Origin of the sequence: Alitabrizicola rongguiensis (genome assembly GCF_021491355.1) — a bacterium.
Taxonomy (GTDB): Bacteria; Pseudomonadota; Alphaproteobacteria; order Rhodobacterales; family Rhodobacteraceae; genus Aliitabrizicola; species Aliitabrizicola rongguiensis.
The window spans coordinates 174,831-195,453 of the sequence record NZ_JAKENF010000003.1; the positions used below are offsets into that span (position 1 = coordinate 174,831).

The window sequence follows — 20,623 nt, forward strand, 5'->3', positions numbered from 1 at the left end:
TCAGGGTTGCTGAGAGACGATCGGGGCAGGGCTGTCGATCGGGCCTTCGACCGCTACCCAGATGATGCGGCCGGTGAGGCCGACGAGCAGGCTTGCGCAGAAGAGCGCGGCCAGGCTGGTGATCCGATCCTCGGGATCAATCTGGAAGTACTTTCTAAAGGCGGGCAGTCTCATCACTCGGAAATCCAGTACGCTTGTACGTTTCGTTCATGGTGAACAAATGCATGCCGGATTCGTCCGCAAACCGGCAGGTCTGTGGCAGGAGATGGGGCATCCGCGGTTTCACGGAAAAGCACTGTTTCCCATTTCGCTGCGCTGCGGGATGGCGCGCCAGGGAAAAACCTCTCGGCCGGGCCGATCACGGGGCTTGCGTCAGGCCCCCGGCTGATCGACGGTATCCGCAAAGGGAAAACCGTGGCAGGCCCGCGGTGCGAGGGGAGAATTCGAAATGACCGATCCGAAGGAAGGATCCTTTGCCAGCCTGTTCCACGCCTCGCCGGCGTTGCGCCGCCTGATGGAGCGGGTGGCGATCAAGGTCCAGCTTCCGGCCGGCACACTCCTGTTTCAGAAGGATGAGGAGGCAGACAGCATCTACGTTCTGGACGAAGGCGAGATCGAGATCAGCGTGACTTCGGTGGACGGTCGCAAGCTTGCGCTTGAAATCCTGACCCCTCCAGAGGTCTTCGGCGAGATCGGCCTGTTTGCCGGACGGCGGACGGCGGACGCGACGACCCTTGGTCCGGTGCGGCTGCGGCGCGTGCGCCGGAGCGATTTTCTGGCCGGCCTGCGCGACGAACCCGATCTTTCGATCGAGATCATCGAACTTCTGTGCGCACGGCTGCGTGACATCAGCGACAAGCTGGAGGAGCGGGCTTTCAAGCCCCTGCCGACGCGGATTGCGCGGCGGATCCTGCATCTGTCCGAGAAGTATGCCGATCGGGGCGGCACCATTCCGCTCTCTCAGGCGGAACTTGCCGATTTTGCCGGCGCCACCCGCGAGGCTGTGGCCAAGACGCTTGGACTTTGGCGGGCACAGGGGTGGATCGATCTTCCAAGAGGGGCGCTGTCCATCAGGGACCGCGCGCCCCTCCAGATACTGGCGAGCAGCGACGAAGGGTAGGCGTCAGTTGCGGAACAGACCTTCGCGCATCCGGATGATGTCGAGACGGGTCATGCCGATGTCGCGGAGGATGTGGTCATCTGCGCACAGCAGATCCGAGTAGATCTTGGCGAGTTCTTCGCGGCGCTTCTGGCGGCGGAACAGGTTGGTGATGCCGAGGATCAGCGAGACCGGGTGCGCCGACATGATACCGAACATCGAGGTCTGAGCGGAAGTGTTGGCCATTTTCTTTCTCCGTTTCCTTGGGTTGGGGGACTTTCTTGCTGTCCTTGGTCTGAATGTGACTGATTCGGCCGCCGAAGACTGTGAAGGCCATCACAGTCGGCCAAGTTCTCCATCCGGCGCAGAGCTATCGGCCAGGACTTCGCGCATCAGTTTCTGGGCAATCGCCTCGTGGAAGGTGGCGAAGCCGTTCACTTCCATGACAAAGGACGACAGGCCAAGCGCAACTTCGCTTCTGTAATAGTCGGCCAGGCCCGCATCGTTTCCCGTGATCGCAAGGCCGTTGACGATGACGCCAAGATCCTTTGCCCGCTTGCGTTCCGCGCCCAGATTGGCGATCCCTCCGCGCCTTGCATTGACCGTGGCCCGACCGTCGCCGGAGACGTCGATGACAAGGCGCTCGGCGCAAATCGCTTCGGCGCCGAACAGATCGAGCGCGGCCTTCAGGCCCGTTCCCATATCGGTATTGCCGGTCACACGCCGTTCGGTGGATGCGAGTATGGTGGCAAAGCTGGAAAGGTCGCCGTGATCGCTGATGAGGTGCCAGGGCACGATTTGCGGGGCATAGGCACTGTCGGCCCAGAAGACTGCCGCAATCTGCACCGTGCCGGCCTTGCGGAAGGACTCGCCGACCTCTGGCGAAGAGAGCGCATCCCGGTAACCGGCGATCTGCAGGTCGAACTCTGTAGCGTCGATGCTGCTGGACGCATCGATCGCGAGTACCAGCGCCACATCGCTGCACTCCGCAGCCTGCACCGCAGGTGCAGAAAGCAGAGATATGATTGCCGCAACTGCCACCCTGTTCATTCGCTACCCTCCCCTCGGGGATGCGACAATCACCGCGGACCTGCGCAATTGCCGTAGGGTAAAGCTAAGCGCCTGAACGTGAGCGAACTGTCAGAGCCGCAACATGCGGGCGTCATTCGCGCGTTATTCCATTGGGCAAACGACTGTTTTCGCCGTTATTCCTGCCCATGCATCGGATCGTCAGCCGGGGGGGAAGCCTGGTGGCCGGATCGCAGAAGGTCGAAACCGGGTAATTCTTGCGTCAGGCCGTGGCACCCGTGGCCGCAGGCTGTACCGGAGCGGGCCTTGGCATCGGGCTTTCGGCCGAGGCAAGCCGCACGATCCGGTCAAAGAAGGCGGATGGCAGCCTGCGGTCCGAGATGTCGATCACCGCGGTCTGTGCCAGTTCTGTCGACAGGATCGACAGCAGAAGGTCCTGCAGAGCCTCGTCCCCCGGTGCGAGGCCATCATCGGACACGATCCAGAGGGGCCGCTCCAGCAGCAGCTGTGCATAGCCAAGCCGGACCTTGGCCGGGGCTGGCATCGCTTCTTCCCAGTCCTGGACCTGGTCGAGCGACCCGGCCAGATGCGCCAGATCGACACGTGTCAGCGCCTGGACAAGCTCCCTGTCGTCCGGCACGGCGTCCGAGGGACTGAGAACCTCGCGCAGCGACGCGCTTGGCAGGTAGGGGCGCTGCGCCATGTAGCTGATGCGGTTGTCCGCCGGCAGAAGCACCTGACCGCTGCCGCGATCCCACAACCCGGCCAGGGCGTTGAACAGCGTGCTCTTGCCGGCATGCGGCCGGCCCAGAAGCAGCACACGCTCCCCGGGCGCGATTTCAAGTCTGGGCTCGCAGACGCGGATGCGCCCGAAGGCGTTGTGGACCTCGAGATTCTCCATGACAAGGCGGTTGGCATCGTTCCGGTCGATCTCGATGCGCTCGCCGACCTGATCGTGGCCGTCGATCGAGAGGAGGGCGCGACGAAACTCCATGACGCGGTTCATCGTCGCGCGCCAGTCGGCAATGGCGTCGGTGTTCGAAACGAACCAGCCAAGCGCACCCTGGACCTGGCGGAAGGCGCCGGCGACGACCATGAGTTCCCCGAAGGTCAGGCTGCCACTGAAATAGCCGGGGGCCGCAACGATGATCGGAACGACGTTTCCGACCCAGCCATATCCTGCCGTGACCACGGTAAGCCGCACGCGGGTGAGGACGAGTGTCTTGAGAATCTGCATGACATTGGCCAGCGCGGCCTCGAGCCTTCTCCTTGTGTCGGCCTCTGACCCGGTCAGGGCAATGGCATCGGCCTGCTCGACACCGCGCACGAAGGTGATGCGCATCTCGGCCTCACGGGCGTAATGCGTGGCTTCCTGCCGCACGATCGGTCGCGCCGCGAGCCATGACAGGCCCGAGCCGAGGCAGGCATAGAGCAGCGCCGCCCAGACCATATAGCCGGGGATCTGCAGGCTCGTGCCGTTAAATTGCAGCACGATGCCGCGGGACAGGATCCAGAGCACCCCGATGAAGCTGACCAGCAGGACCGCCGACTGCAGGAATCCGACCAGCAGCCCGGTCGACACATCGGCGAGGTGCTGGGTGTCGGCATGCATCCTCTGATCAGGGTTGCGACCGATCTCGCCTTCTCGGGCGATGCGCGCGGCGCGCTTGTCAGACATCCAGAGCCCGATCAGGTCGCGGGTCGCCAGATCGCGCAGGGTCAGCGCGATCATCTGCGTAACGCCGGTCTGCGCGACGTTCAGGACCAGAAGCACTGCCGCAATGGCGAAAAAGATCCAGAGCTGATGGAAGAAAGCCGGAAGGTCCTTCCGCTCGATTGCATCGTAGAATGGCTGGTTCCACGCATTCAGGCGAACCTGCGCGACGGCGGTTCCCAGAATGACAACGACGATGCCGGCCAGAAGCAGGATGAGATCGCGCTTGCCTTTGGTGTGCCGGAGCGATCGCACGATGATCGCCAGCTGTTCCCGGATGAACCGGAGGTTTTCGACAGCAGGGGAAAGAAAGCTCGGCATGAGTAAGCTCTTGCGCTGTGTTGCGGCAGTGCCCGCAGGGGCTGCCCGGACGACGCGGTGACCCTAGGCGCCGAATCCTGGCAATGCCAGCCTGCCTCGGCCTCTCCCCGCCGCCAAGCGTCAGTCCCGGCTTGAAGCCGCGCTGGAAAGCGCCCACCATCGCCGGATCATCGGGCCATTGCCCGGAAGGAGAACCCTATGCCCGTCAAGAACCGTTTCGCCGAACTGCTGCCCCAGATCACCGCCTGGCGGCGGGATTTTCACGAGCATCCCGAGCTTCTGTTCGATGTGCACCGGACGGCAGCCAAGGTGGCGGAACTTCTGCGCGGGTTCGGCTGCGACGAGGTGGTCGAGGGGATCGGCCGCACTGGTGTCGTGGGCGTCATCAAGGGCAAGACCGATACCGTCGGCCGGGTGATCGGCCTGCGCGCCGACATGGACGCCCTGCCGATTATCGAGCAGACCGGTCTGCCCTATGCCTCGAAGACCAAGGGCAAGATGCATGCCTGCGGCCATGACGGCCATACCGCCATGCTCCTGGGGGCGGCGCAATATCTGGCCGAGACCCGCAATTTCGACGGCACTGCCGTCGTGATCTTCCAGCCGGCGGAAGAGGGCGGCGGCGGCGGGCGCGAGATGGTGAAGGACGGGATGATGGAGCGCTTCGGCGTGCAGGAGGTCTACGGCATGCACAACATGCCTGGCATTCCAGTCGGCCATTTCGCTATCCGTCCGGGTGCGATGATGGCGGCGGCGGACCAGTTCGACATCACCATCACCGGCAAGGGCGGCCACGCCGCCAAACCCCACGACTGCATCGACACGACCGTGGTGGCCGCCCATGTGATCGTCGCGCTTCAGACGATCGCCAGCCGCAACGTCGATCCGCTGAAGCAGGTCGTCGTCTCGGTCTGCGTGGTGGAAACCGACAGCCCGGCCCACAACGTCATCCCGCAGGTGGTCAAGCTGAAGGGCACGGTCCGCACCATGGACCATTCCGTGCAGGATTTCGTCGAGCAGCGCATCTCCGACATCGTCTCGGGCGTGTCGCTGGCGATGGGCGCGCGGGGTGAGGTCGCCTATTCGCGCGGCTATCCGGTGACGATGAACGCGCCCGAGAATACCGATTACGCCGCCGAGGTCGCCCTTGCCGTTTCGGGCCATGTCGATACCGATGCCGCGCCGCTGATGGGGGCCGAGGATTTCAGCTTCATGCTGAACGAACGCCCCGGCGCCTATATCTTCGTCGGGAATGGCGATACGGCGATGGTCCATCACCCGGCCTACAATTTCGACGACAACGTCATCCCCTTCGGCTCGAGCTGGTATGCCGGCATGGTCGAGGCGCGGATGCCAGCGGCCTAGGGGGCGCGTCCCGGCGGCGAATGACATCTGGATTGCTGCATTTGCGAACTTTGCAGCCCAAAGCCGTGTTGTCGAAGGATGGTCGCACTGGTAGCTTCCCGCCAGCTGGCCGGAGTGTGGACCAGTTCTCGGATATTGCTTCATGAGGTCTGGAATGCGCGTTGAGCTTCGGAGCTTGGCCCTGGCAGCGTCCATAGCGGCAGCAACGGTCGCGGGATGCAGCCGCCCGCCCGACCTGATCGGTATCGACGATCCGACCGTGCCGGCGGAATCCATACCGGACGTCACCCGCCACCGCGTATTCATCATCACCACGCGCGCGGCGTCGGAGGTGGTTGGCGCCTTCTTCTCCGGGCAGCGCGCCCCTGATCTGGGTCTCGCTTCGGTCGACGTGACGGTTCCGCCGACGCATGTGGTCGGCCAGCTGGAGCGTTCGCGGACCCTGCCGCCCGATCCGCGCAAGTACTTCGCCGTCGTCGATCCGACGGTCTTCCCGAACCGTACCGACTTTGTCGCGCAGATGGACCGGGAGTTGCGCACGCGCACGCCTGCCGAGCGCAAGGTGCTGCTCTTTGTCCACGGCTACAACAACACGACCAGCGACGCGGTCCTGCGCCTGACGCAGTTCGTTCAGGACACGAGCTATTCCGGTGTGCCGGTCCTGTTCACCTGGGCCTCGGCGGCAAGTGCGCCCCGCTATGTCTATGACATGAACAGCGCGCTGGTGGCGCGGGCCAAGATCCCGCAGATGGGCGCGATCCTGCAACAGACGAACGCACGGGACGTCGATATCTTTGCCCATTCGATGGGCTGTCTCCTGACGATGGAAGGGCTGGTTGATGCGGCCCAGGACGGCCGTCTGGGCAACATGACGCGGATCAAGCACATCATCCTTGCCGCGCCGGATATCGACCTTGACCTGTTCCGCTCCCAGTTGTCGCAGCTGCCGGAGTCGGTTCGCAACAAGATCTATATCCTCGTCTCCAAGGACGACGCCGCGTTGCGCTTCTCACGCGTGATCGCGGGCGGTGTGCCGCGGGTCGGGGCGACGGATGCTGCCGTGCTTGAACAGCTGGGGGTGACCGTCATCGACCTGTCCCAGGTCGACGATTCCTCGTCCGGCAGCCATTCGAAGTTTGCGGGGTCCCCTGAAGTGGTGCAACTGATCGGGGCCGGACTCAGCCGCTCGACCAGGTTCGGGGTGGAGGGCAGCCAGCCGCTCGACAGGATTCTGAACGGGGTGCCGATCCGCATCTTCGGGCAATGATCCCGAGGCGGCTTCAGGGCAGGATCTGGAGCCAGAACCAAATCGAGAGCATCGAAGCGAAGGTGGCCAGCAGCACGGCGGATGCGGCCACCCTCATGCCCACGCCATACATCGCGGCGAACATGTAGGCATTGACCCCCGGCGGCATTGCCGCGGTCATCACCGCCGAACGGAGATGCGCGGTGTCGAGCGCGAAGACATGCCGGGCCAGCAGGTAGGTCAGGGCAGGATGCAACATCAGGGAAATCGCGCAGACCATTGCAATCGTGCGCAGATCGCCTTCGGGGCGGTACCTCAGAAGCACGCCGCCCAGCCCGAACAGCGCGGCCGGGATCGCCGATTTCCCCAGCATGTCCACGCCGGCCATGATCGCCACCGGCTGCGGCAGGCCGGAGAGGTTCACCAGCAGGCCGGAGACCACGCCCAGCACCATCGGCTGGGTGAAGATGCCCTTCAGGACCTGGCGGACCAACGCACGCGCGGCGAGGTTCCGACCGTGGCTCTGCGCCAGTTCCATTATTGTGATGCCGAAAATGTAGAGCGTCGGCGCATGGATCGACAGGATCACGTAGTTGCCGGCCAGCGCGTCATGTCCGTAGGCGCGTTCGGTGATCGGCAGGCCGAGGAGCAGTGAATTCGAGAAGTAGCTGGCAAAGCCGATGGCCACGCTGTCGATCACCGGGCGGCGGAAGAGCAGGCGCGCCCCCAGATAGCCTGCGGCAAAACTTGCGAAGGCGGCGATGAAGAACGACCCGAGCAGGCCGAAGTCGTAGTTCGCCCCGAGGTCGAGCGTCGCGATTGACTTGAACAGCAGGCAGGGCACCGCGAAGTTCTGCGCATAGCGCATCACGCCATCGACCGTCTGTTCCTTGAAAAGCCCGGCCCGCGCCGCCGCATAGCCCAGACCGATGACCACGAAGACCGGAAAGATGACGTCGATGAGGGCGTTCATTCAGCTGCGGTCTCGACCACCATGCCATCGAAGGCGGGAACGATCCCGGGCGGAAGCTCGGCCTCGAGCGTCGCGTAGTCGAGGTCGATATGCATGTTGGTGATGACTGCGTGGCGCGGTTGCACCCGCGCGATCCATTCCAGTGTCAGCGCCAGATGCGCATGGGTCGGATGCGGCGTGCGGCGCAGGGCATCGACAATCCAGACATCGAGCCCTTCGAGATGGTGCCAGACCTCGTCAGGGATCCGGACTACGTCAGGCAGGTAGGCGAGATCGTTGATGCGGAAGCCGAGCGCCTCGATCGAGCCGTGATCGACACGGAAGGGCTGGAAGGTCAGCGCCCCGCCCGGGCCCTCGATGGTGAAGGGACCATGGATCGTGTGCATGTCGAGGATCGGCGGATAGGGAGATCCCTCGGGCTGCACGAAGGCATAGCCGAAGCGGGAGTAGAGCGCCTCCTGCGTCTGCGGATCGGCCCAGACCGGAAGGCGCCGGCGCAGGTTGAAGACCACCTGCCGCAGGTCGTCGATGCCGTGGACATGGTCGGCATGGGCATGAGTATAGACGACGGCATCCAGTGCGCCCACGCCGGCATCCAGCAGCTGGTCGCGCATGTCGGGCGAGGTGTCGATCAGCACGCGGGTCGTACCCTCGGCGCCGATGCGCTCAACCAAAAGCGAGCAGCGGCGGCGGTAGTTCTTGGGGTTCGACGGATCGCAGTCGCCCCAGAGCCCGCCAAGGCGAGGAACGCCGCCGGAAGAGCCACAGCCGAGGATCGTCGCGCGCAGCATCAGGCCGCCTTCGCCGCCCGCGCGGCCTTGGAGAAGAGCCGGTCGAAATTTGCGCTGGTCTGGCGCGCAAATTCGGCAAGCGGCATGCCATAGACTTCGGCCCCGACCTTGGCGGTGTGGGCGGTATAGGCCGGCTCGTTGCGTTTGCCCCTGTGGGGCGGCGGGGCAAGATAGGGGCTGTCGGTTTCCAGCAGGATCCGGTCCACCGGAGCGGCGGCGAAGATCGCCCTCAGGTCGCCCGATTTCGGAAAGGCGGCGATGCCCGACATCGACAGGTAGAAGCCGAGATCGAGGGCGGCCTCGGCAAGGGCCGCGGTCGAGGAGAAGCAGTGCATGACGCAGGGATAGGCGCCGGCGCGGAATTCCTCGGTCAGGATGCGGGCCATGTCGTCGTCGGCGTCGCGGGCATGGATGATGAGCGGCAGGCCGGTACGGCGCGCTGCCTCGATATGGATGCGGAGGCTCTCCTGCTGGATGACCTTGCTCTCTGCGGTGTAGTGGTAGTCGAGCCCGGTCTCGCCGATGCCGACCATCTTCGGATGCCGCGACAGCGCGACGAGTTCCTCAACCGTGGCAAGGGGTTCCTCGGCGGCGCTCATCGGATGGGTGCCGGCGGCGTAGAACACGCCCTCATGCGCTTCGGCGATCGCGCGGACCTGCGGTTCGTTCTTCAGCCGCGTGCAGATCGTCACCATCCGGGTCACCCCGGCCGCGCGGGCGCGGGCGATGACCTGCGGGAGTTCGCCGTTGAAGTCGGGGAAATCGAGGTGGCAGTGGCTGTCGACGATTTCGGGCGGAGTGGGGGTCATGCGGGGCTCACCTCGGGGCGAGCTTGCCCGCCGTCTCGTCGATCCTGAGCACCATATCCATGAGAAGCGCGGCAGGGTCAAGGTTGACCGCCCGCCCGCGCCGCGCCCGTTGGCCAAGTGTCTGGGCAAGGTCGGCCCAGGTCAGTGCCGCCTGCGGATTGGGCGACAGGCGTTCGATCACCCGCGCCTCGCCCGGCGCCGCTTCGGAGGGCATCTCGCCGGTTGCACCGAACCGGGCGAGGCGGGCCAGGAACAGGTCCATGAGCCGAAGGATCAGGTCAAAGCGCGCTTCGGCCCCACGACCCGCGCCCGCCTCGGCCAGCGCCAGCGCCCGTGGGCGATCGAGCCGGGGCAGGGTGGCCATCAGTGCGATCAGGTCGGCGTAAAGCTTCAGCCCGTCGAGGTTGGCGATGCGGATCGCCTCTCCGACCGAGCCGCCAGACAGTTCCGCCAGAGCCTCGGGGGCATCGGTCTCGCCGCCTGCGGCCGTCAGGGCCGCCGCCATGTCCTCCGGTCCCAGAGCGGCGAGCCTGAGTTCGCGGCAGCGCGAGCGGATCGTCGGCAAAAGGCGCGACGGCTGGTGGCTGATGAGGAGCAGGGTTGCGTCCTGCGGCGGTTCCTCGAGAATCTTTAGGACTCCGTTCGAGGCCTGCACGTTCATCTCGTCGGCGGCGTCGATGATTACCACCCGACGCCCGCCATCGGCGGCGGACATCTGGAAGAAGTGTTTCACTTTTCGAACTTCATCGATGCGGATCTCGGCCGAGAGACCCGATCCACTATCATTTTCCCCACGCCGCAGCAGAAAAAGCCCCGGTTCGCCCAATGACCTGGTGCGCCGCGCAACGGGGTGGTCCGCGGGGATGTCCAGCGTCTCGGGCGGGGGTGGGGCGAACATGCCGCCATCGTCGGCAGGCGTGGCCAGAAGGAAGCGCGCGATCTTCCACGCGAGCGTCGCCTTGCCCACACCGCGCGGTCCGGTCAGAAGCCAGCCGTGATGCAGCCGCCCCCGACGATAGCTGTCGAGGAAGGCAGCCTCTGCCGCCGCCTGCCCGTAGAGATGCCCGGTTTCGCGGGGATGCGGAGCGCCTTCCACCCGGTCGGGCTCGGGCAGCGCCTCGACCTCGGCTGCGGGCGCGCGGGCCATCAGCGCGCCGCCAGCCGGGCAAGCGCCGCCGCCTCGACCCGCACCGCCACCTCGTCCTCGCTCCCGCTGCCATCGATGACGGCAAAGCGGGCGGGATCGCGGGCTGCGAGGGCAAGGAAACCGGCGCGGGTCTGCTCCTGAACTGCAAGGCCCATATCCTCGAACCTCTGCTCGGGACCGCTGCGGCCCTTGGCGCGGGCCAGGCCTTGTGCCGGGTCCATGTCGATAAGCACGGTCAGGTCGGGTTCCTGTCCGATTATCAGCGAGTGGAGGCGGTCGACCATCTCGGTCAGGTCACCGCGGGTCAGGCCCTGATAGACGCGGGTGGAATCGGCGAAACGGTCGGTGATGACGACCTCGCCCCGGGCGAGGGCCGGACGGATCGTCTTTTCCAGATGGTCGCGGCGGGCGGCGGTGAAGAGCAGGATCTCGGTCTCGGCCGACCAGCGGTCGGGATCGCCTTCCAGCACCAGCCGGCGGATTTCCTCGGCGCCGGGGCTGCCGCCCGGTTCGCGGGTCAGGACGACCGTGTGCCCAGATTGGCGCAGACGCTCGGCCAGCCGGCGCGCCTGGGTGGATTTTCCAGATCCGTCGATGCCTTCGAAGCTGATGAAAAGGCCCGGATTGCCCATCTCAGCTGGCTGGCGCCTGTTCCATGTAGCGCTGCAACAGCACGTTTGCCGCCGTGCCAAGACGCGAGATAAAGCCTGCCTTGCCAACTTCCGTTTCGGTCACCAGCGGCAGGCGGGCATCGGGAAGATCGGGGACGTGGATCACCAGCTCGGCCGCCTGCGTGCCGGCCGGGATCGGCGCCATGAGCGGGCCGGTATAGCTGACCTCGGCCGTCACCGCCTCCTGCACCTGCGACGGCACGAGCAGCGAGATATCCTCTGCCGGCACCAGCCCGACCGAAGGCGCGTCGCCCAGCCAGACATTGGCCGAGGCGATGCGCTGGCCCTTCTTGGCGACGGTCTTCTCGACGAACTGGCGGAAGGCCCAGTTGACGATCTTCTCGGCTTCCTGGGACCGGGCGGTGTCGCTTGGCAGGCCGCTGATCACGAGGATGATGCGGCGGTCGCCCTGCACGACCGATCCGACAAGGCCATAGCCCGCTTCGGTCGTGTGCCCGGTCTTCAGGCCATCCGCGCCGATGTTCAGCTTCAGAAGCGGGTTGCGGTTGAAGCGGTTGGCGGGCGAGCGGTCCTTGTAGTCGAATTCGGTCTCCTTGAAGACCGCGTATTCCTCGGGGAACTGGGTGATGAGGCGCAGGGCGAGGATGCCTAGGTCATGCATGCTCATGCGCTGGCCAGGGTCGGGCCAGCCCGAGGCGTTGGCGAAGGTCGAATTGGTCATGCCAAGCGCCTGCGCCCGCTCGGTCATCTGGCGGGCAAAGGCCTCTTCCGACCCCGCAAGCCCTTCGGCCACGACGACGCAGGCATCGTTGCCTGAATTGATGATGATGCCGTGGATCAGTTCGCGCACGCTCGGCCGGTCCAGTTCGTTCAGGAACATGGTCGAGCCTTCCATCGACTTCGCCTTGGTCGAGACGGCAAAGGTCGTATCCATCGTGACGCGGCCGTCCTGAAGCGCCTCGAACAGCATGTTCAGGGTCATCAGCTTCGACATCGAGGCGGGCGGCAGCGGCACGTTGGCATTCTTGTCCATAAGCACGGTCTGCGTCCCGACGTCATAGACCCAAGCCGAGGTCGCCGCCGTTTCGAAGGCCCGTGCGGGCAGGGCCATCACGACAAGCGCGGCAAGCGTCAGGCGGAGGAGGCGTTTGAACATGCGTCCGGTCCTTTCAACAGTCGTCAGCGCGACACGTAATACGCGTCCTTGAACCCAAGCCCCTTGACCTTGGCCATCAGCGCCTCGCGTTCGGCGGGGGTGTTGGCCGGCCCGGCGACGACGGTCCAGAAGATCTTGCCGTTGCTGCGCTCGGTGCGCACGGTGGCAGAGCTGCCGGCCTTTTTCACCATCTCTGCGGCCCGGTTTGCGTTGGCCTCGACGCTGAAGATGCCGAGCTGGATCATGCTCTTGCCGCCAGATGCCGCGGGGGTGGCCGGTGCCGGCGCCTTGGCAGGGGCAGGTTTAGCGGCGGTGGTGGCAGTGGCGAGCGGCGCCGTCGCGACCGCGGCCGGAGCAGCGCTCGAAGGCTTGGCTCCGGGGGCTGCCGCGTCCGCAGTTGCCGTTGCCGCATCAGCCTCGGGCGTCTTGTCGCGCTGCCACCAGCGTTTCTTCTTGGGCGGTTCGGCGGTTGCCTCGGCTTCGGCGCCCGCGGTGGCTGGAGCAGCAGTGGCGGCCGCAGCAGTCGCCATCGCCGCGCCAGCGGCTGCAGGTTTCGCGGCGGGCTTTGCCTCGGCCTTGTCGATTGCGGCCGAAACGGCGGTCGCATCCATTCCTTCGGCACTGACCGTTTCGGCCGAGTCGAGGATCGGAGCGGCCGCTGCATCCGCGGCGGGGCCTTCCTCGCGCCGGAGCGCCGTGATGTTCAGTTTGGCCGGCTTGCCCGCGATCATGCCGAGCGCATCGGCCGCGTCCGAGGAGATCTGGATCTTCGGCCCGGGATTGTCGCGTTCTCGCCGGAACAGGGCGCCGATGACGAACTTGCCGTTGTCGGTGTTGCGGATGATGACACGTTCGGGGTCCTTCGCATCAGGCGAGGCCGCCCAGACGCCGCCAAGCGACGGACGTCCATCCCAAAGGCCCTGCTCGGTGGTCTGGAACACCTCCGGAGCCTCGACATCGCGGTCGACGAGTCGGGTCGAACTCCTGGTCGGGGCCGCCGTGGCGGAGGCCGGCTTGTCCGAGGCGCCGACGCCGCCTGTCGGCGAGGTGCCTTCCTGGCAGGCGCTTAGCGCCAGAACCGAAACCGTCATGAGTGCGATGAGACGCGCGCTTGCCCGCATGGTCATTAGTCCCTTTCTTGCCGCGCGTTCTTCGCCGCGCTTTCTCGCTCCCCGCGCACCCCGCGGGGACCTGCCCGCGCGCATCATATCGACCTGTATCGGCGCTGGAAAGAGTGGCAGGCGCCTTCGGCGGATTTCCTCTGTCCTTGGCGCGGAGATGTGATCGACAGCGAGGCGGTGCTCGACCGCGACGAGATCGGTCTTTCGCAGGCAGTTGCGCGCCGGCGCCAGATCGACCATAAGCCTGCCCGATCACCGATGTTCCGGAAGTGTGGCCGAGTGGTTTAAGGCTCTAGTCTTGAAAACTAGCGTGCGGGGAACCGCACCGTGGGTTCGAATCCCACCGCTTCCGCCATTGTTGCCAAGTTCGTTTGAGCGTCGGAGCCCGCGACTTGTCTGTGCAGTACTTTCCCCCTAATTGAGCCTCGTTCACAAAGGCTGTCGCCTTTTCGCCGCCACAAAAATAGATAAGCATTTAGAACCCGGAGCGTCCAAAGGGGCATAAGGCTGCCTGACTTCGTCTCACCGATTGTGGGCATCTCGCTAGAGATAGCTGGGCTGAACCTTTTCAATCTTTGGCGGGTTCAGGCGGCCTTCTTCCCATTCCACTATACTACCTCCCAAAAGCCGGCTGAGTTCACTGGTCGCATTCCTGAAAAATCGCGCATTGAGTTCGACAACTTCGTCTATTGTCAACGAGGTGGTCATGGACTCATAGTGTCCAAGATATCGTCTCTTGGTTGCGACGTCTAGGTTTCTTATTACTGAAATATGGCGGGGATCCCTTTCGATGATGATATCGCCACGAGAAAACGAGTCGCCTTTCTGGCTTACCCCGTCGGAGTCGACCCGGTACACTGCGGGCAGATAAGCTCGGTTCGCCCGTATATCTGCAAGGGTTCCAGGTCCCCTCCATTCAGTAACAATTTCTTGACTTTCGATGCGTTCGCTGGAAGTGATTCCCCGAATTGGCTCGAAGTTGGCGGGATCAATCGAGAGTAGATTGCAGATCTTGGAGTATGCAATCGAAAGGTCCGGGCCCACATCCCGTTCATAGATGAGGATTAGTAGATTCCGACGGGCAATCGGTCCCCAAAAGGTGCGCTTCAAAAATCTTACCTGATCTTCAAAGGTGACGAGTTTTCCGCTTGATTGCCTTTCCTCGAGGTAGGCTTCAAACGACCCCGTTGCCGGAGGCAATGCGCGGAAACCATCGACATTTCTTACACGATGCAAGTAGTGAGACCAATGCCACATAAGGGGGTGCCGGATGCATGTGCTGAAGTAAGTATGCCTTGGCGTTCTTGTTTTAAAGATGCGCCCGATGCATTTCTTGTACTCATCACCGGAAGAGTAACTCGGTGAATAGATATAGCTGGTTGAGAAATCGCCGGCTATCTTCTCGCCCTTATAGTGAGAGAATCGATCCTTCCAAAAATATCCCTCACCCCTGGAATAATACTCGTCATCGTAATAGAAGTTTGGCTCTTTACCTCGCGCTGCGCAAAAATCGCGATGTTTGCTAAGGATGTAGTAAAGCGTAGTGCTCCCAGTTTTGGGGGCACAGTGAAAATAGTTTGGGGCCTCGAGCGGCCAACGCGGCTTTTGAGAAAGTCCCCTGAGCATTGCCCTCTAGCCTTTCAGTCTCTTTCGAAATTACGCACATAACGCCGGTGCAATCAAGGCTCCTCCGGTTATCCAAATCCATCTATCGACCCATTCATTCTGCAGCTGGGTTCAGGCTCATTCCGTTCAGAGCCAGAGGTTGACAGTTGCGTCGAGTTCGATGGTGTAAGGAAGATGGCTGAGTACGGATCGTTTCGCGTCACGCTCCGGCGCCATTCGCCAAGGTTGCGAACATGATTCGGGTGTCATTGTGCTAGCTATGGCGTCTGAGCACGTAGTGGACCCTGGCTTGCAGTTTCTTCTGGCCTTGGATGCGGGATCCTAACCCCTGGTCTTTCAAGGCATTCGGATACCTCTCAATTCGTCATGGCCCCTGCCCGGTATGAGATGCTTCACCTCCAGAATGTTGCGAAGGATCATGGTGTTTCCTGTGTAGTCACTGACCTGACCCCTCGTGATGAGAAATTTCATTGATCTGCCGTGGCATCCACCATAGTGCGAGGCTGGGTGTTTGGCGCGGTTTTTGTGCACCCATTAATGGCCTATCCGCGCCATTTTCATTGCTTAGCGGGACGCGCTACGGTGGGCTTTCAGGGGCGGCGAATTGACCATCTCCCGCGTCTGTTTGGGAAGGTTTGAGGCTTTGCCCGTTGTGATACTTGCATAGCGTCAATCCTTCTGCCGCGCTCCTGACGGCGTGGAGGGCGTGCGGCGGCACTTGCTAAGTGGCATCGAGGCAGGGCGACTGAGATATCTCCTTGAAGCCTTGGCGCTTTAAAGGGGCGCTAGTGGGTTTGTTTGCATCGTAAGAATCCGTGATCTCGCGAAGTTCGCTTACCACCAAGCAGGTTCCTTGTCTCCTGATCCCTCATGTCCAACATGGTGAACTAGAGCATACTTCACGCAACTGTCCCTCAGATATCCTAGCCCTTGAAGTGACGGCGCATCCCAGAAATCGGGCTCTGGAAAAGCTTGACCTGCTCCCCGGATTGTCCTCGTTCAGAAGTTAGTTCTGTTCAGGGTTTGGTCATTTAGTGACCGGTTGAGGAACTCCCGCGGCGTGAGCCCTTCGAGGCTCGTGTGCGGGCGGTGATAGTTGTAGTTGTCACGCCATGCGACGATCAACTGTCGCGCGTGGCGCAGACTGGTGAACAGGTGCTCGTTGAGGCATTCGTCTCGAAGTCGGCCATTGAAGCTTTCGACGATGCCGTTTTGCATGGGCTTGCCCGGCGCGATGTAATGCTTTTCGACATTCCGGTCCTGTTGCCAGGTCAGGATCGTGTTCGAGGTCAGTTCCGTGCCGTTGTTGCTGACCACCATCTAGGGACAGCCTCGCTGACCTCCATGCCGCCATACGTAGAGCGCCAGTTGTAGAACGTCGCATCACTGATTCCGTGCCTCCGGCAAAGCTGCGACGCGCTCAAACCAGCCTGATGCTCCTTCAGGATGCCGATGATCTGTTGTTCCGTGAACCTGCTGCGCTTCATGTCCGTCTCCTTCGCTGGAGAACAGACTAACCTAAAAGTGCGGACGCTTCAGGGGGGCAGGTCAAGCGGAGTGCGATTGAGGCGATTTGCGAAGTCTCGGCCTGTTTGACCAGTTGGAATGGATCGCCAAGTCAAAGGGCCGGTAGGAGACGCATGGCAAGAGACCGACGAGGTTGATAAGTGATAGTTTCGAACCGCACGGAAACCAGAGCCTTGTTACGAACGCAACTCCCTGATGTTGGGAGCACCTCACTTGTCCGCTCTGCCGCGCGCCTTTCCGTCGCGCCGATGATGGACTGGACGGACCGTCATTGCAGGTACTTCCACCGGCTGATGACCCGTCGCGCGATGCTCTACACCGAAATGGTGACTTCGGCGGCGATCGTTCATGGTCCAAAGGCCCGGCTTCTTGATTATTCGGGCGAAGAGCATCCGGTCGCGCTGCAACTCGGCGGGTCAGAGCCAGCAGAGCTGGCGCAGGCGGTCCGGATCGCCCGTGACTGGGGCTATGACGAGATCAACCTGAATGTCGGCTGTCCGTCGGACAGGGTGCAATCAGGCTGCTTCGGTGCAGTGCTGATGAAGGAGCCACAGCTGGTGGCCGATTGCGTGGCCGCAATGATCGATGAAAGCCCGGTGCCGATTACGGTCAAATGTCGCATCGGTGTGGACGATCAGGTTCCAGAGCAGGTATTGCCTGCGTTTCTGGAAACGGTCAGCCAGGCAGGGGTCGATCATTTCATCATCCATGCCCGCAAAGCCTGGCTTCAGGGGCTGAGCCCGAAGGAAAACCGCGAGATTCCGCCGCTCGACTACCCGCTTGTCCTGGAGATGAAGCGCGCGTTCCCGCATCTGACGATCGCGATCAATGGTGGGATCACATCTCTCGAGCAGGCAGACGGCCTGCTTGAACAGGGGCTCGATGGCGTGATGATCGGCCGGGCGGCCTATCACGAACCGGGCAACACGCTGATCGGGGCGGATGGTCTCTGGGGCGACGGACCGGGGCGGGATGCCTTTGCCGTGGTCGAGGCGATGCGGTCCTATATCGGGCGGCATCTGGAGCAGGGTGGCCGGCTTCACCAGGTCACTCGCCACATGCTCGGCCTGTTCCATGGCCGCCCAGGCGCGCGGGGCTGGCGGCGTGTCCTGTCCGAAGGTGCGAGCCGACCCGGCGCGGGACTGGAGCTGATCGACGCGGCCCTTGCGGAACTGCAACCTCAGCCTGCAACCTCCTGACGGCGCAGCCTGCACGAGACGCTGCCGACGCCGACGCCAATCTGCCCACAACCGTCGAATTTCGTGCGGTGCCGAGGGAAATTCGTCGCTAGGGTCAAAGGCCACGAAGGCAGCAGGACGCACGATGTCATCGCCGATACCAGAGGCGCTTGCCGGAACGGGCTGGGCCCGGCTTCCCTACGATCCGGCGGTGCTGGGCTGGGTTCAGGCGGCGCTGCCACTGGCCCGCAAGGCCATCGAAGACCCTTCCGGCGAATGGCGTTGTCGCGGCACGTGGTTTCCGGGTGTGGATGCCCTGGCGAACGACGAGACGGGCGCAGTGGCCGGCAAACCCTTGCCGCCCAGCCTCCGCCGGGCGCTGCCCATGGCGGTCGAGACATGGCACCGGGCGCAGCTGTCGGTGCTCCGGCCCGGGTATCCGCGCCCCTCGCCAGAGGAAAGCGAGGCGGCCTTCCGCTTTCGCCGGGACCGGGACGCCGCCCATGTGGACGGTCTACTGGCGGTCGGGCCGCGGAAGCGGCGGATGATCCGCGAGCCGCATGGCTTCATCCTCGGCCTGCCGCTGACCGATGCCGATCCGGATGCGGCGCCGCTTGTCGTCTGGGAAGGCAGTCACGAAGTCCTGCGCCGCGCCTTCGCGGGGGCACTGGCCCCGCATTCACAGGCCGAATGGCCAGGAGTCGATCTGACCGACATCTATCAGGCCGCGCGCCGTGAGGTTTTCGCCACCTGCCGACGGGTCGTGCTTTCCGCGCGACCGGGCGAGGCGCTGTTACTCCACCGACTGGTCTTGCATGGCATGGCCCCCTGGGCCGATGGGTCCGTGGCCGATCCGATCGGGCGGGTGAATGCCTATTTCCGTCCCGAGTTGCCCACGGTCGCCGATTGGCTCAGCCAGCCCTGAGCTGGGTCAGCGATCTAGCCGGCCGATGCGCCCGCCCCGCCGGCGGGCCAGACGCGGGGCGCGCGAGGGCAGGTCGGCGATGATGGCGCTGCGTTCCTCGGGCGTCAGGCGCGACCAGGCCGAGATTTCCTCGATGCTGCGGTAGCACCCGACGCAGATGCGTTCCTCGGGATGGACGACGCACAGCTTGACGCAGGGCGACTCGATCTCCTGCCGCTTCCAGACGTCCTGCTTCACGCGCCATTCTCCTGCGCAAGAAATCCCAGCCGATCCAAGGCCCCCTGCAGGATATAGCCGGCTGCGACATGGTCGATCACCTCGGAACGACGCTTCCGCGACGTATCCGCCTCCAGAAGTGCCCTTTCTGCCGCAACGGTCGACAGGCGTTCGTCCCAGAACACAATCGGCAAGTCGGTCAGGCGCATCAGGTTCCGGGCAAAGGCGCGGGTCGATTGTACGCGCGGGCCTTCTGTGCCGTCCATGTTCAGGGGCAGGCCGAGCACCAGCCCCTTGAGATCGCGGGCGCGCACGATCTTCAGGAGTTCCTCGGCATCGGTGGTGAACTTCACCCTCCGGATGGTCAGAAGCGGCGTCGCCACCTGCCGCAGCCCGTCCGAGACCGCGACACCGATGGTCTTGTCGCCCAGATCGAGGCCCGCCAGCGCGCCATGCCGGGGCAGGGCGGCGGCGAAATCGGAGATCTGGTCAATGACCGTCATGGGGCCACCCCTGCGCCGAGGGCGGCATCGCGGATCGTCGCCAGCGCATTGTCCTGCCCCGCAAAGGCCGTCTGAGCCTCGTCCCAGGTCGCCTTGGCCTTGTCGGTTTCGCCCAGCACGGCATAGGCCGTGACAAGCCGCGCCCATTCCTCGGGCGAGCCGCCCTGACTTGCCAGCCGGTCGTTGAGTTGCTCGACCATGCCGCGGATCATCTGCTGGCGGTCCTCGGCCGACATCTCGCCGGCGGCCTGCACATCGGCCGCCGAGGGGCCGGGCGCTCCGGGTTCGAGCGGGAGCGTGTATTGTTCGCCAGCAGCCTCGGCTACCATCTCGATATTGGCGCGGATCGGCTCGACCCATGGGTCGTCCTTGCCCGACCGGTCGAGAAGCGGCGCCCAGAGCTGGAAGGTGCGGTCGGGGCGACCGTTCTGCAGGAACATCAGGCCTGCGTAATAGATGGCCGTGCCGTTACCCGGATCGAGCTGCAGCGCCTTCGACAGTTCGGCCTCAGCCTCGGGGGAAACGAATCCGCCGGCGTTCAGGATCATCATCTCTGCCAGCACAGCGTGATCCTCGCCCGTGGCCTTGTCGCCACTGATCGAGATCACCTTGTCCTGCGCCGCTATTGCCGCGTCGAAATTGCCGAGCGACGCCTCGTTGCGCGCCAGAAGCCGGTGGCCCTCGGCGTCATCGGGCCGGTCCTTCAGGGCCGCGCGAAGCTTGTCCATCAGCCCGAGGAATTCGGCCGAGGCCTGTGGCGGGGCAGGGCGATTGGCGGCGGCGGCCTTTACGGCTTCGGCCTGGGTTGCACGGTTGGCATGGGCTTCCTCGGCCATCGCCAGGCGTTCGGCGATCGGCAGGTCGGGATAGCCGGGCGCGCCGAGCCGGACATAGGCCCAGACCCCGCCCAGCATCAGGGCCAGCACCGCGACCGAAAGGGCCATCTGCGCCGAGCGCGGCGGGGCCACATCGCCAGTGGCGGCTGCGCGGGCGCGGTCAGCCTCCAGCACCTTGCGGCCAAGCTCGGTCTTCAGCCGCGCCGCATCCTCGGCGCCGATCACGCCGCGCGCCTCGTCGCGGTCGACCTCGCGCAACTGGTCGCGATAGACCTGCAGGTCGAATTCCGCCGCCGGAGCGGCCGAGCCGCCCGCCCGCAAACCGGCCAGCAGCAGGATCGCCCCGACTGCCAGAGTGATCCCGCCTGCCGCGATCCAGAACAGCATGACACCTCCGCATTCTGCCGCT

General features: G+C 64.0%; 20 protein-coding genes, 1 tRNA gene and 2 pseudogenes. 6 read left to right on the forward strand and 17 right to left on the reverse strand.

Annotated features, from left to right (window positions below):
* Complete coding sequence (locus L0V05_RS12345) at positions 1-174, reverse strand: hypothetical protein (RefSeq protein ID WP_234870907.1); 174 nt, start codon at positions 172-174, stop codon at positions 1-3.
* 274 nt (positions 175-448) lie between these two features.
* Here L0V05_RS12345 and L0V05_RS12350 point away from each other — a divergent pair, with 274 nt between their 5' ends.
* On the forward strand, positions 449-1,120 hold the full coding sequence (locus tag L0V05_RS12350; RefSeq protein WP_234870909.1) for a Crp/Fnr family transcriptional regulator: 672 nt from the start codon (positions 449-451) through the stop codon (positions 1,118-1,120).
* 3 nt (positions 1,121-1,123) lie between these two features.
* Here the strand turns inward: L0V05_RS12350 and L0V05_RS12355 are convergent, their stop codons facing one another.
* The 3 genes from L0V05_RS12355 to L0V05_RS12365 form a co-directional block, all read right to left on the reverse strand.
* Positions 1,124-1,345, reverse strand: a complete 222-nt coding sequence (locus tag L0V05_RS12355; RefSeq protein ID WP_234870911.1) for a hypothetical protein — start codon at positions 1,343-1,345, stop codon at positions 1,124-1,126.
* 90 nt (positions 1,346-1,435) lie between these two features.
* Positions 1,436-2,149 (reverse strand): DUF1194 domain-containing protein, encoded by a 714-nt coding sequence (locus tag L0V05_RS12360; protein WP_234870913.1) that lies wholly within the window; start codon positions 2,147-2,149, stop codon positions 1,436-1,438.
* Between the two features lie 241 nt (positions 2,150-2,390).
* Positions 2,391-4,163 carry an ABC transporter ATP-binding protein/permease gene (locus tag L0V05_RS12365; protein ID WP_234870914.1) on the reverse strand — a complete coding sequence of 591 codons (1,773 nt, stop codon included), beginning with the start codon at positions 4,161-4,163 and terminating at the stop codon, positions 2,391-2,393.
* Positions 4,164-4,361: 198 nt separating this feature from the next.
* On the opposite strand from L0V05_RS12365, the gene L0V05_RS12370 reads away from it, so the two are divergent.
* Complete coding sequence (locus tag L0V05_RS12370) at positions 4,362-5,528, forward strand: M20 aminoacylase family protein (protein WP_234870916.1); 1,167 nt, start codon at positions 4,362-4,364, stop codon at positions 5,526-5,528.
* 154 nt (positions 5,529-5,682) lie between these two features.
* Positions 5,683-6,795, forward strand: coding sequence for an alpha/beta hydrolase (locus L0V05_RS12375; protein ID WP_234870918.1), 1,113 nt, complete (start codon positions 5,683-5,685; stop codon positions 6,793-6,795).
* Positions 6,796-6,808: 13 nt separating this feature from the next.
* On the opposite strand, the gene L0V05_RS12380 is transcribed toward L0V05_RS12375, so the two are convergent.
* From L0V05_RS12380 to L0V05_RS12410, 7 genes are read right to left on the reverse strand one after another with little or no spacing between them, the layout of a single operon-like run.
* Complete coding sequence (locus L0V05_RS12380; protein WP_234870920.1) at positions 6,809-7,747, reverse strand: AEC family transporter; 939 nt, start codon at positions 7,745-7,747, stop codon at positions 6,809-6,811.
* The gene (locus L0V05_RS12385; protein ID WP_234870922.1) at positions 7,744-8,538 is read right to left on the reverse strand and encodes an MBL fold metallo-hydrolase; all 795 of its coding nucleotides are present in this window, start codon (positions 8,536-8,538) and stop codon (positions 7,744-7,746) included. The genes L0V05_RS12380 and L0V05_RS12385 overlap by 4 nt, the downstream gene beginning before the upstream one ends.
* The gene (locus L0V05_RS12390) at positions 8,538-9,347 is read right to left on the reverse strand and encodes a TatD family hydrolase (protein ID WP_234870923.1); all 810 of its coding nucleotides are present in this window, start codon (positions 9,345-9,347) and stop codon (positions 8,538-8,540) included. The genes L0V05_RS12385 and L0V05_RS12390 overlap by 1 nt, the downstream gene beginning before the upstream one ends.
* A gap of 7 nt (positions 9,348-9,354) precedes the next feature.
* Positions 9,355-10,494 carry a DNA polymerase III subunit delta' gene (locus L0V05_RS12395; protein WP_234870925.1) on the reverse strand — a complete coding sequence of 380 codons (1,140 nt, stop codon included), beginning with the start codon at positions 10,492-10,494 and terminating at the stop codon, positions 9,355-9,357.
* Positions 10,494-11,126, reverse strand: coding sequence for a dTMP kinase (gene tmk, locus L0V05_RS12400; RefSeq protein WP_234870927.1), 633 nt, complete (start codon positions 11,124-11,126; stop codon positions 10,494-10,496). Before tmk ends, L0V05_RS12395 begins: the two co-directional genes overlap by 1 nt.
* A gap of 1 nt (position 11,127) precedes the next feature.
* Positions 11,128-12,282 carry a D-alanyl-D-alanine carboxypeptidase family protein gene (locus L0V05_RS12405; protein ID WP_234870929.1) on the reverse strand — a complete coding sequence of 385 codons (1,155 nt, stop codon included), beginning with the start codon at positions 12,280-12,282 and terminating at the stop codon, positions 11,128-11,130.
* 23 nt (positions 12,283-12,305) lie between these two features.
* Complete coding sequence (locus tag L0V05_RS12410) at positions 12,306-13,373, reverse strand: SPOR domain-containing protein (protein WP_234870931.1); 1,068 nt, start codon at positions 13,371-13,373, stop codon at positions 12,306-12,308.
* Positions 13,374-13,668: 295 nt separating this feature from the next.
* Here L0V05_RS12410 and L0V05_RS12415 point away from each other — a divergent pair.
* Positions 13,669-13,758 (forward strand) — tRNA-Ser (locus L0V05_RS12415).
* A gap of 188 nt (positions 13,759-13,946) precedes the next feature.
* Here L0V05_RS12415 and L0V05_RS12420 read toward each other — a convergent pair.
* The 3 genes and pseudogenes from L0V05_RS12420 to L0V05_RS20725 all read right to left on the reverse strand — a co-directional run.
* Positions 13,947-15,029 carry a hypothetical protein gene (locus L0V05_RS12420; protein ID WP_234870933.1) on the reverse strand — a complete coding sequence of 361 codons (1,083 nt, stop codon included), beginning with the start codon at positions 15,027-15,029 and terminating at the stop codon, positions 13,947-13,949.
* A gap of 999 nt (positions 15,030-16,028) precedes the next feature.
* A pseudogene (locus tag L0V05_RS12425) lies at positions 16,029-16,349 on the reverse strand (integrase core domain-containing protein); the annotation flags it as partial.
* Positions 16,350-16,357: 8 nt separating this feature from the next.
* Positions 16,358-16,516, reverse strand: a pseudogene (locus L0V05_RS20725) (transposase); the annotation flags it as partial.
* A 213-nt stretch (positions 16,517-16,729) separates the two neighbouring features.
* Between L0V05_RS20725 and dusA the strand changes: the two are divergent.
* Together dusA and L0V05_RS12435 are read left to right on the forward strand one after the other, a co-directional pair.
* Positions 16,730-17,755 carry a tRNA dihydrouridine(20/20a) synthase DusA gene (gene dusA / locus L0V05_RS12430; protein WP_255683794.1) on the forward strand — a complete coding sequence of 342 codons (1,026 nt, stop codon included), beginning with the start codon at positions 16,730-16,732 and terminating at the stop codon, positions 17,753-17,755.
* A gap of 124 nt (positions 17,756-17,879) precedes the next feature.
* Positions 17,880-18,659, forward strand: coding sequence for a phytanoyl-CoA dioxygenase family protein (locus L0V05_RS12435; RefSeq protein WP_234870937.1), 780 nt, complete (start codon positions 17,880-17,882; stop codon positions 18,657-18,659).
* 6 nt (positions 18,660-18,665) lie between these two features.
* On the opposite strand, the gene L0V05_RS12440 is transcribed toward L0V05_RS12435, so the two are convergent.
* Genes L0V05_RS12440 through ccmI form a run of 3 tightly spaced genes read right to left on the reverse strand, consistent with a single transcriptional unit; the run spans position 18,666 to position 20,601 of the window.
* Positions 18,666-18,896, reverse strand: coding sequence for a DUF1289 domain-containing protein (locus tag L0V05_RS12440; RefSeq protein WP_234870939.1), 231 nt, complete (start codon positions 18,894-18,896; stop codon positions 18,666-18,668).
* Complete coding sequence (gene ruvX, locus L0V05_RS12445; protein WP_234870941.1) at positions 18,893-19,378, reverse strand: Holliday junction resolvase RuvX; 486 nt, start codon at positions 19,376-19,378, stop codon at positions 18,893-18,895. Before ruvX ends, L0V05_RS12440 begins: the two co-directional genes overlap by 4 nt.
* Positions 19,375-20,601 (reverse strand): c-type cytochrome biogenesis protein CcmI, encoded by a 1,227-nt coding sequence (ccmI, locus tag L0V05_RS12450; RefSeq protein WP_234870943.1) that lies wholly within the window; start codon positions 20,599-20,601, stop codon positions 19,375-19,377. Before ccmI ends, ruvX begins: the two co-directional genes overlap by 4 nt.
* Positions 20,602-20,623: the final 22 nt, after the last annotated feature.

Coding starts and splice junctions, on each gene's coding strand:
- L0V05_RS12345 (WP_234870907.1), bottom strand. CDS start 174: ATGAGACTGCCCGCCTTTAGAAAGTACTTCCAGATTGATCCCGAGGAT.
- L0V05_RS12350 (WP_234870909.1), top strand. CDS start 449: ATGACCGATCCGAAGGAAGGATCCTTTGCCAGCCTGTTCCACGCCTCG.
- L0V05_RS12355 (WP_234870911.1), bottom strand. CDS start 1,345: ATGGCCAACACTTCCGCTCAGACCTCGATGTTCGGTATCATGTCGGCG.
- L0V05_RS12360 (WP_234870913.1), bottom strand. CDS start 2,149: ATGAACAGGGTGGCAGTTGCGGCAATCATATCTCTGCTTTCTGCACCT.
- L0V05_RS12365 (WP_234870914.1), bottom strand. CDS start 4,163: ATGCCGAGCTTTCTTTCCCCTGCTGTCGAAAACCTCCGGTTCATCCGG.
- L0V05_RS12370 (WP_234870916.1), top strand. CDS start 4,362: ATGCCCGTCAAGAACCGTTTCGCCGAACTGCTGCCCCAGATCACCGCC.
- L0V05_RS12375 (WP_234870918.1), top strand. CDS start 5,683: ATGCGCGTTGAGCTTCGGAGCTTGGCCCTGGCAGCGTCCATAGCGGCA.
- L0V05_RS12380 (WP_234870920.1), bottom strand. CDS start 7,747: ATGAACGCCCTCATCGACGTCATCTTTCCGGTCTTCGTGGTCATCGGT.
- L0V05_RS12385 (WP_234870922.1), bottom strand. CDS start 8,538: ATGCTGCGCGCGACGATCCTCGGCTGTGGCTCTTCCGGCGGCGTTCCT.
- L0V05_RS12390 (WP_234870923.1), bottom strand. CDS start 9,347: ATGACCCCCACTCCGCCCGAAATCGTCGACAGCCACTGCCACCTCGAT.
- L0V05_RS12395 (WP_234870925.1), bottom strand. CDS start 10,494: ATGGCCCGCGCGCCCGCAGCCGAGGTCGAGGCGCTGCCCGAGCCCGAC.
- tmk (WP_234870927.1), bottom strand. CDS start 11,126: ATGGGCAATCCGGGCCTTTTCATCAGCTTCGAAGGCATCGACGGATCT.
- L0V05_RS12405 (WP_234870929.1), bottom strand. CDS start 12,282: ATGTTCAAACGCCTCCTCCGCCTGACGCTTGCCGCGCTTGTCGTGATG.
- L0V05_RS12410 (WP_234870931.1), bottom strand. CDS start 13,373: ATGACGGTTTCGGTTCTGGCGCTAAGCGCCTGCCAGGAAGGCACCTCG.
- L0V05_RS12420 (WP_234870933.1), bottom strand. CDS start 15,029: ATGCTCAGGGGACTTTCTCAAAAGCCGCGTTGGCCGCTCGAGGCCCCA.
- L0V05_RS12435 (WP_234870937.1), top strand. CDS start 17,880: ATGTCATCGCCGATACCAGAGGCGCTTGCCGGAACGGGCTGGGCCCGG.
- ruvX (WP_234870941.1), bottom strand. CDS start 19,378: ATGACGGTCATTGACCAGATCTCCGATTTCGCCGCCGCCCTGCCCCGG.
- ccmI (WP_234870943.1), bottom strand. CDS start 20,601: ATGCTGTTCTGGATCGCGGCAGGCGGGATCACTCTGGCAGTCGGGGCG.